The sequence below is a fragment of the Epilithonimonas bovis DSM 19482 genome, from assembly GCF_900108115.1.
GTDB lineage: Bacteria > Bacteroidota > Bacteroidia > Flavobacteriales > Weeksellaceae > Epilithonimonas > Epilithonimonas bovis.
The window spans coordinates 1-8,468 of sequence record NZ_FTPU01000063.1 but is presented as its reverse complement, the minus strand read 5'-3'; the positions used below and the strand labels follow the sequence as shown (position 1 = coordinate 8,468).

The following is an 8,468-nucleotide window of genomic DNA, read 5'->3' as shown; positions in this document are numbered from 1 at the left end:
TGTTCATGACAGTAAAGCTGTTGATTTTCTCATGAGAACTTTGGCATATTTCTTAAGTCCTGTGAAGATTATTCTTGCTGATGGAGGTTACAGAGGAGAAATCATAGAACAGGTGAAAAATAAGTTTGGTTATCTAATCAATGTGGTGATGAGAAATGATGAAAAGAAAACAGATTTTAAGCCCATTTCTAAAAGATGGATTATTGAACGGACATTTTCCTGGTTTGATAACGACAGGAGATTATGCAGGAATTACGAATTACTAATGGAAAATTCTGAAAATATGGTAAAATTATCCGCTATAAAAAATTTATTGAATAAAATTTAAACAGGCTCTAATACTATGGAATCTTTGAACACAAATACTTGGTGGTGGCTTTCAAACTCTTTGTCGGGTCTGAAGGAATTATCGGTGTTCTAAATTTTGAACTAACTATAACTCAATATAAAAGGCTTTGACAAATTTTTGTTGAAGCCTTTTTTTGTACCGTAATGCACCAAAGCTCAAAGATTTCTAATTGAATACAATCAACGACCAAACTGAAAACCAAAAAATGGAAAACCTTAAACCATCAACTATCAACCATCAACCCATTCATATCAAAACCGAAGTCAAATCCAGATTGGCAGATCTCTTCACACCGATTGGGATTTACCTGAGGCTTAGAGATCAGTTTCGCGACACAATTTTGTTGGAAAGTGCAGGGAACCAAGGCGAAAATAATAATTTTTCTTTTATTGGCATCAATGCTGTTGCCGGAATAGAAATCAGGAATTTTGATGAAGCAGAACTCAAATTTCCTTTGGACAATCCGGTTAAAATTCAGTTGAAAAACCAAAAACTATCACAACTTTTAGAGAACTTTTCCCAAACTTTTGATTGTGAAGTTCCTAATCACGAAATAGGGAAACAGGCGCAGGGCTTGTTTGGATACACGAGTTATGATGCGATTCCTTTTTTTGAGAATATCAAGTTCAAGGAGCAGTCAGAGGAAAACAAAATCCCGTTGATGCGCTACCGGTTATACCAATATGTGATCGCCATCAACCATCACAACGACGAAATGTTTCTAATTGAAAATAAAATAGTTGGCCTCAAGTCAGAATTATCTACCATAGAAAATCTTATCCAGCAAAAAAATGCGCCCGTCTTTCCATTCGACGCTCTGGGCGAAGAGACCTCCAATCTTACTAACGAAGAATATTTGGAATCTGTAGAATTTGCGAAAAAACACTGTTTCCGCGGTGACGTTTTTCAATTGGTTCTCAGCAGGCGGTTTGAGCAAAAATTCAGGGGTGACGAGTTCAATGTTTACCGTGCACTGAGAAATATTAATCCCTCTCCGTATTTGTTTTTCTTTGATTATGGCGATTACAAACTGATGGGTTCAAGCCCGGAAAGTCAGCTCATCATCAAAAATCATCAGGCCATTATTCATCCGATTGCCGGTACGTTCAAAAGAACAGGAAACACCGAAAAAGATTTGGAAGCTGCTGAAGAACTCAAAAAAGATCCGAAGGAAAATGCCGAACATACCATGCTCGTCGATTTGGGAAGAAATGATCTCAGCATCCACGGGAAAAACACGAGAGTGACAAAACTGAAAGAAATCCATTTTTTTTCACACGTCATCCACATGGTTTCGGAAGTGGTGGCCGATGTCGACAAAAACCAAAATCCTTATGAGATGATCGCCACCACTTTTCCACAAGGAACATTGAGCGGTGCCCCAAAATACCGCGCGATGCAATTGATTGATGAACACGAGAAAACTTCACGCAGTTTTTATGCCGGTTGCATTGGATTTGTCGGCTTTGACGGCAGCTGCAATCAGGCGATTATGATCCGGACTTTTTTAAGTAAAAACAACACTTTATTTTACCAGGCCGGAGCCGGAATTGTCGCAAAATCAAATCCGGAAAATGAATTGCAGGAAGTGAATAATAAACTCGGCGCTTTGAAGAAAGCGATCATCAAAGCAACAAAAATGTAAATAAATAAAAAAAATGTAAAAGTCTAACAATGTTCCAATTATTGGTAAACTGTTACATTGATACATTAAAAATGAAAAAAAATGAAAATATTAGTCTTCGATAATTACGACAGTTTCACCTACAATCTTGTTCAGATGATTGAGCAAATCGCAGGCGAAAAAGTTGATGTGCTGCGCAACGATCAGGTTCCTTTGCAGGATATAGAAAAATATGATAAAATCATCCTGTCGCCCGGCCCGGGGATTCCGGAAGAGGCAGGCATCCTGTTGGAAGTGATAAAAAAGTATGCGCCAACTAAATCTATTTTCGGTGTTTGTTTGGGTCAGCAGGCCATTGCGGAAGCATTCGGAGGAAGCCTGATCAACCTAACCGAAATATATCACGGCGTTGCCACAGAATCTAAACAGGTTAAGGAACATTCAATTTTTAAAAATTTACCGGAAACTCTGGAAGTAGGGCGCTATCACTCATGGGCAGTCGATCCCGATAATTTCCCCGAAGAACTGGAGATTACAAGTGTTGACAAAAACGGGATGATAATGAGCCTAAAGCATAAAACCTACGATGTGCATGCCGTACAATATCATCCGGAAAGTATTCTGACACCAGATGGAAAGAAAATTCTAGCAAATTGGTTGTCAGTTGACGCTTATTAGTTGATAGAAAACATTCACGAAAACCATCAACCAACAACTAACATCCATCAACTAATTATGAAACAAATCCTACAATACCTCTTCAACCACCAGACTTTGACGAAAGCCGAAGCCAAATCCATTTTGACAGAAATTTCGCAGGGAAAATTTAATGATAACGAAGTCACGGCTTTTATCACTGTTTTTCTGATGCGGAGCATCACACTAGAAGAACTCGAAGGTTTCCGTGAAGCCTTATTGCAATTGGCAAAACCAGTTGATCTCGGTACCAAAGATTTGGTCGACATTGTCGGAACTGGAGGAGATGGCAAAAATACTTTTAATATTTCCACTTTGGCGAGTTTTATAGTAGCCGGAGCCGGACAGAAAGTGGCAAAACAAGGGAATTACGGAGCATCTACAATTTCCGGTTCATCTAATGTTCTGGAGGAATTAGGCTACAAATTCAAAGAGAATGAAGATGAGTTAAAAGCCGATCTGGAAAAAGGGAATATCTGTTTTTTGCATGCACCGCTTTTCCATCCTGCACTCAAATCTGTAGGGCCGCTTCGCAAAAACCTTGGACTGAAAACTTTTTTCAACATTCTCGGCCCTTTGGTTAATCCTGTTCGTCCTGATTTCACAATGATTGGTGTTGCCAATCTGGAGATTGCCCGGGTTTACCAATATTTGTTGCAAAAAGAAAATCAGGAATTTATGCTGGTCCATGCTTTGGACGGTTATGACGAAATTTCGTTGACGGGTGATTCCAAAATTTTTGATAAAAACGGCGAAACCATTTATTCTGCACAGGATTTAGGCTTTAAAAATATTGAACCCGAAAGCATCTCCGGCGGTAAGACCAAAGAAGAAGCCGCAAAAATTTTCCTCAGCATTTTGGAAGGAAAAGGTACTGAAGAACAGAATTCCGTTGTTCTTGCCAACGCTGCTTTAGCTCTGGAAAACACACGAAAATATGGTAATTATTTCGATTGTCTGGCTTTAGCAAAAGACAGTCTGGAAAATGGAAAAGCATTAAATAGTTTACGGTCGTTAGTTGATGGTTAATTGTATTTTTAACCAATAAAAATCCATCAACTGACAACTGACAACAAGCAACCATATAAAAATGAACATTTTAGATAAAATAATTAAAAATAAAAAACAGGAAGTTGCAGATTCAAAATCCAAAAAATCTGTTGAGCAACTGAAAGATTCGGAGTTCTTCGGAAGAGAAACTTTTTCGCTAAAGGAAACCATCAAATCAAAATCCGGGATCATAGCCGAATTTAAAAGAAAATCGCCCAGTAAAGGCATCATCAACGCCCAGCTATCAGCGTTGGAAGTTGTTTCTGAATATGAAAAATTTGGCGCGAGCGCTGTTTCTGTTTTGACAGATTCGGAATTTTTCGGTGGAAGTTTTGAGGATGTCTTAAATGTGCGAAATCATATTAATATTCCTATCCTTAGGAAAGATTTTATGATCGATGAATATCAGTTTTACGAAGCAAAATCCATTGGAGCCGATGTGATTTTGCTGATTGCAGCATGTCTTTCACCAAAACAGGTTTCGGAATTTACAGATTTAGCTCATTCTTTAAATCTTGAAGTCTTATTGGAAATTCATACCGAAGAAGAATTAAAACATATTAATAAAAATATTGATTTTGTGGGGATTAATAACCGCAATCTAAAAGATTTCAAAGTCGATTTGCAACATTCTGTCGACCTCAAAAATCAGCTTCCCGAAGGCATTTTTTCAATCGCCGAAAGTGGAATTTACAATGAAGACGATTTCAAATTTTTGAAAGAGAAAGGATTCGATGGTTTTCTTATGGGTGAATATTTTATGAGAGGCAATAAAATCGAAGATTTCATTGCCAATGTAACAATGTGATAATATAACAGTACAACAATGAATTCAGCCCATCAACCATCAACCAACAACCAACAACCAAAACTGAAAGTTTGTGGTTTGACAAAACTCGATCAGATTCAGGAATTGATTTCGCTTGACGTGGATTTTATGGGATTTATCTTTTATGAAAAATCATCAAGATATGCGTTGGATCATTTAAGTTTAAAAGAAATTGCGGAAGTTCCCCATTTCAAAAAAGTCGGTGTTTTTGTAAATGAGAATTTAGAAAAAATCATTGAAATTTCGGGAAAAGCAGGCTTGAATTTTATCCAGCTTCACGGTGATGAAACTTCGGAATATATTGCTGAATTAACAAAACAACTGAATCAGGAAATTAAAATTATAAAAGTCATCAGAATTGGAAATCAGACTTCCGATGAACTACAAAAAACCATCAACCATCAACCATCAACCGTCAACTATTTATTGTTCGATACCGATAGCAAAGCATTTGGCGGAACCGGGCAAACTTTCGACTGGAATATTTTGAATAATATTGACATTCCAATTCCATACTTTTTAAGTGGCGGAATTTCTTTGGAAAACGTCCATCAACTGTCAACTATCAACCATCAGCCAACTGTCCTTGACATCAATTCAAAATTTGAAACCGAACCCGGCATAAAAGATTTGAAAAGAATAAAAATATTTAAAAATCTAATTTCTAATATCTAATTTCTAATATCTAAGGTCTAATATCTACATAATTATGAACTACCAAAACCCAGATAAAAACGGCTATTACGGCGATTTCGGAGGTGCTTTCATTCCCGAAATGCTATATCCGAATGTTGCCGAACTGCAGGAAAAATATTTACAAATCATTGAATCTGCCGAATTCCAAAATGAATTTCAGGATTTACTCAAAAATTATGTCGGCAGAGAAACGCCGTTGTACTTCGCTAAAAATTTAAGTGAAAAATATGGTGCCAATATCTACCTCAAACGTGAAGATCTCAACCACACCGGCGCGCACAAAATCAATAATGCGCTTGGTCAGGCTCTGCTAGCAAAAAGGTTAGGAAAACATAGGATTATCGCAGAAACCGGTGCCGGGCAACATGGCGTGGCAACAGCAACCGCTTGCGCGCTTCTTGGTTTGGAATGCATCGTTTATATGGGTGAAATTGACATCCAGAGGCAAGCTCCCAACGTAGCACGAATGAAAATGCTGGGTGCAAAAGTCGTTCCTGCAAAATCCGGTTCCAAAACGCTGAAAGATGCTGTGAACGAAGCCCTGCGCGACTGGATCAATAATCCAGAAACCACGCATTACATTATAGGGAGTGTAGTGGGGCCGCATCCTTTTCCGGATTTGGTGGCGAGGTTCCAAAGTGTTATTTCTAAAGAAATCAAGGCGCAACTTCAAAGAAAAATTGGCCGGGAAAACCCCGATTATTTGATTGCCTGTGTAGGTGGCGGAAGTAATGCTGCCGGTACATTTTATCATTATATTAATGAACCTGAAGTGAAACTTATTGCAGCCGAAGCCGGCGGTCTGGGGAAAGATTCGGGTGAGTCTGCGGCGACCACTTTTCTTGGAACCTTGGGGATTCTGCACGGCAGCCAGAGCCTCGTGATGCAGACAGAAGATGGACAGGTTGTAGAACCGTACTCCATTTCTGCAGGTTTGGATTATCCGGGAATTGGCCCGATGCATGCTAATCTTCATCACCAAAATCGGGCAGAATTTTTCAGTATCAACGATGATGAAGCTTTGAGAGCTGCTTTTGAGCTTACCAAAGTAGAAGGTATTATTCCGGCTTTGGAAAGTGCGCATGCTTTGGCCGTATTAGAAAAGAAAAAATTTGAAAAAGACGATGTGGTCGTGATTTGCCTCAGCGGTCGCGGCGATAAGGATATGGACACCTATTTGAAATTTTTGTCAGATGTCCGATAGACAGAGGTCAGAAGAAAAACATTTTGACACAATATAATTTTGTACTAAATAAATTATGAATACAGACAACACCTTCGGACTTCGGACTTCGGACTTCGGACTTCAAAAGAAACTCAATATCTACTTCACCGCCGGAATCCCAAGATTGGAGGACACCGGAAAAATTGCGCAACTGATCCAAAATTCTGGTGCAGATATGATGGAAATAGGGATCCCATATTCTGATCCGGTTGCTGACGGGCCTGTGATTCAGCAAGCGCATGAGCTGGCTCTTAAAAACGGGATGACCATCAAAAAACTGTTTGATCAATTGGCGGAGATTAAGGATTCGGTGACAATTCCCAAGGTTTTGATGGGATATTTTAATCCAATACTTCAATTTGGTTTTGAGCATTTTTGTCAAAAATGCCAGGAAGTTGGTATCTCAGGTTTGATCATTCCCGATCTTCCACCTTTTGAATTTGAAAGGAAATACAACGCTATTCTTGCAAAATATGATTTGAACTTTACATTTCTCGTTACACCGGAAACATCAGAAGAGCGCATTAAGTATCTGGATTCATTAAGTTCGGGATTTTTGTACGCTGTTTCTTCGTCCTCTACAACAGGAAGTGGCAATGCAGTTTTGAAAAATGAGACGTATCTGGACAGACTGGCTTCTTTGGACTTGAAAAATCCTGTTTTTATTGGATTTGGAATCAAAAACAAGTCTGACTTTGAAAATGTTACTGAGAAAGCAGACGGCGGAATTATTGGGACCGCTTTTGTGAAAATACTTTTAGATAATGCAGATTGGGAAGAGAAAGGAAAGGATTTTATCAAGGGAATTCTGAATTATTGATTAAGGTGAAAGCAAAACTGTTTGCAACATACCATTTTATGAATTAAAACGATAAGATTATTTTGGTTTTAAGTACTTTGCAATCAAAACTGTTTTATGTCTTTTTATCAAAAAATTACTGAAATCGGGAAGAAATATAATATTCTGAATAAACTTTTTAAACCGGTTTTTAATTTTTCACCAATGTACAGCCGGTCTACTGCAAGGCTTACCAAAGTTTCTGAAGATCTGCATTATATCGAGGTCAAAATCCCGATTAGCTACAAAAACAGAAATTACAATGGTAGTATTTTTGGAGGGTCTATGTTCTCAGCCGTTGATCCTGTTCCCATGGTTCAATTGGTGAATCTTTTGGACACGAGTTATGTTGTTTGGGACAAATCTGCGGAGATTTTTTTTAAAAAGCCTGCAAGAGAAGATATCTATGCCGATTTTGATTTTTCTCCGGAAGAAATCCAGGAGATCAAAACAAAAGTTAAAGAACTGAAAGAGCACACTTTTGTGAAGCAAACCCAATTGGTAAGCAAAGACCGAAGAACTGTTTTTTGTGTCATTAATAAAACCATTTATGTTGCAGACAAAGCTTTTTATAAAGAAAAATTGCGCTTGAGAAAAGAAGCATCTGATTCTCATGTTATAAAAAGTTGAGAAGTTCTATTAAAGCATAAAAAAGAGGCTGCCAATTATAATATGGCAGCCTTTTTTATGGATAGATATGAATATTATTTTACAATCAGGTTTTTACTGTTGGTTTCACCATTGTTAGAGATGATTACTCTGTAAGTTCCTGCTGGTAGATTGCTGATGTTTACTTGGTTTTTATCGCTCTTCAGATTTCCTTTAAATAGTCATTCCTTAAAATAAATACAACGATTTGATATTCAATATTTTATTATCAAATTTCGCTTAAAAATGTTGTATAAAATTGCAGAAAATCGTATTTTTAGGGTATAAAAAGTGGCAAAATGTTAGGAAAAATAAAACAGGATTTACAGCAAAATTTATTCAAGACCAGACTTACCGAGCTTATTAATATGGATCATCCACTTGTAAAATTAGCGCATGAGATTTCTTGGGATAAAATAGAAGCTGAGTTCGAGGGTTTATTTTCAAAAGAAGGAAGACCCTCTATTGCGGTTCGCAAAATAGCAGGAATGCTTTTGCTCAAGGAAATGTTTA

General features: G+C 37.7%; 10 protein-coding genes and 1 pseudogene. 10 read left to right on the top strand and 1 reads right to left on the bottom strand.

Annotation, left to right across the window (positions count from 1 at the left end):
- From B0B05_RS15685 to B0B05_RS15645, 9 genes are all read left to right on the top strand, one after another.
- The coding region (locus B0B05_RS15685; protein WP_076784207.1) for a transposase at positions 1 to 328 on the top strand (328 nt) is incomplete at its 5' end.
- Between the two features lie 226 nt (positions 329 to 554).
- The gene (locus B0B05_RS15680; RefSeq protein ID WP_076784523.1) at positions 555 to 1,994 is read left to right on the top strand and encodes an anthranilate synthase component I family protein; all 1,440 of its coding nucleotides are present in this window, start codon (positions 555 to 557) and stop codon (positions 1,992 to 1,994) included.
- Between the two features lie 81 nt (positions 1,995 to 2,075).
- Positions 2,076 to 2,651: an anthranilate synthase component II gene (locus B0B05_RS15675; protein ID WP_076784521.1), complete on the top strand. Its 576-nt coding sequence runs from the start codon at positions 2,076 to 2,078 to the stop codon at positions 2,649 to 2,651.
- Positions 2,652 to 2,708: 57 nt separating this feature from the next.
- Entirely contained in the window at positions 2,709 to 3,698 is a 990-nt protein-coding gene (gene trpD, locus B0B05_RS15670; RefSeq protein ID WP_076784522.1) for an anthranilate phosphoribosyltransferase, read from the top strand.
- 61 nt (positions 3,699 to 3,759) lie between these two features.
- Positions 3,760 to 4,527 carry an indole-3-glycerol phosphate synthase TrpC gene (gene trpC / locus B0B05_RS15665; protein ID WP_076784520.1) on the top strand — a complete coding sequence of 256 codons (768 nt, stop codon included), beginning with the start codon at positions 3,760 to 3,762 and terminating at the stop codon, positions 4,525 to 4,527.
- An 18-nt stretch (positions 4,528 to 4,545) separates the two neighbouring features.
- A complete protein-coding gene (locus B0B05_RS15660) occupies positions 4,546 to 5,223 on the top strand; it encodes a phosphoribosylanthranilate isomerase (RefSeq protein WP_076784519.1) in 678 nt (225 codons plus the stop codon).
- A 34-nt stretch (positions 5,224 to 5,257) separates the two neighbouring features.
- Complete coding sequence (trpB, locus tag B0B05_RS15655) at positions 5,258 to 6,448, top strand: tryptophan synthase subunit beta (RefSeq protein WP_076784518.1); 1,191 nt, start codon at positions 5,258 to 5,260, stop codon at positions 6,446 to 6,448.
- A gap of 55 nt (positions 6,449 to 6,503) precedes the next feature.
- A complete protein-coding gene (gene trpA, locus B0B05_RS15650; protein WP_076784517.1) occupies positions 6,504 to 7,289 on the top strand; it encodes a tryptophan synthase subunit alpha in 786 nt (261 codons plus the stop codon).
- A 96-nt stretch (positions 7,290 to 7,385) separates the two neighbouring features.
- Positions 7,386 to 7,937 (top strand): DUF4442 domain-containing protein, encoded by a 552-nt coding sequence (locus B0B05_RS15645; RefSeq protein WP_076784516.1) that lies wholly within the window; start codon positions 7,386 to 7,388, stop codon positions 7,935 to 7,937.
- Between the two features lie 74 nt (positions 7,938 to 8,011).
- Here the strand turns inward: B0B05_RS15645 and B0B05_RS17290 are convergent, their stop codons facing one another.
- Entirely contained in the window at positions 8,012 to 8,122 is a 111-nt protein-coding gene (locus B0B05_RS17290; RefSeq protein WP_143746059.1) for a T9SS type A sorting domain-containing protein, read from the bottom strand.
- Positions 8,123 to 8,254: 132 nt separating this feature from the next.
- Here B0B05_RS17290 and B0B05_RS15640 point away from each other — a divergent pair.
- Positions 8,255 to 8,468: pseudogene (locus tag B0B05_RS15640) on the top strand (IS5/IS1182 family transposase); the annotation flags it as partial.